The organism is Pseudomonas sp. GW821-FHT07B01, from assembly GCF_059419065.1.
In genome coordinates, this window is the sequence record NZ_JBWKRA010000051.1 from 1 (window position 1) to 1,086 (window position 1,086).

The following is a 1,086-nucleotide window of genomic DNA, read 5'->3' on the forward strand; positions in this document are numbered from 1 at the left end:
GAAAGTTCATTGGATGTCAAGGCCTGGTAAGGTTCTTCGCGTTGCTTCGAATTAAACCACATGCTCCACCGCTTGTGCGGGCCCCCGTCAATTCATTTGAGTTTTAACCTTGCGGCCGTACTCCCCAGGCGGTCAACTTAATGCGTTAGCTGCGCCACTAAAAGCTCAAGGCTTCCAACGGCTAGTTGACATCGTTTACGGCGTGGACTACCAGGGTATCTAATCCTGTTTGCTCCCCACGCTTTCGCACCTCAGTGTCAGTATTAGTCCAGGTGGTCGCCTTCGCCACTGGTGTTCCTTCCTATATCTACGCATTTCACCGCTACACAGGAAATTCCACCACCCTCTACCATACTCTAGTCAGTCAGTTTTGAATGCAGTTCCCAGGTTGAGCCCGGGGATTTCACATCCAACTTAACAAACCACCTACGCGCGCTTTACGCCCAGTAATTCCGATTAACGCTTGCACCCTCTGTATTACCGCGGCTGCTGGCACAGAGTTAGCCGGTGCTTATTCTGTCGGTAACGTCAAAATTGCAGAGTATTAATCTACAACCCTTCCTCCCAACTTAAAGTGCTTTACAATCCGAAGACCTTCTTCACACACGCGGCATGGCTGGATCAGGCTTTCGCCCATTGTCCAATATTCCCCACTGCTGCCTCCCGTAGGAGTCTGGACCGTGTCTCAGTTCCAGTGTGACTGATCATCCTCTCAGACCAGTTACGGATCGTCGCCTTGGTGAGCCATTACCTCACCAACTAGCTAATCCGACCTAGGCTCATCTGATAGCGCAAGGCCCGAAGGTCCCCTGCTTTCTCCCGTAGGACGTATGCGGTATTAGCGTCCGTTTCCGAACGTTATCCCCCACTACCAGGCAGATTCCTAGGCATTACTCACCCGTCCGCCGCTCTCAAGAGAAGCAAGCTTCTCTCTACCGCTCGACTTGCATGTGTTAGGCCTGCCGCCAGCGTTCAATCTGAGCCATGATCAAACTCTTCAGTTCAAACATCTTTGGGTTTTTAAGAAACCCTAAACTTGGCTCAGCAATCGTTGGTTACATCTTTGATTTCTCGCGGAGTAACTTG

1 rRNA gene is annotated in these 1,086 nt (G+C 51.0%); it reads right to left on the reverse strand.

Annotation, left to right across the window (positions count from 1 at the left end):
* Window positions 1-1,004 (reverse strand): 16S ribosomal RNA (locus AC07S6_RS27285); the annotation flags it as partial.
* Window positions 1,005-1,086 lie beyond the last annotated feature (82 nt).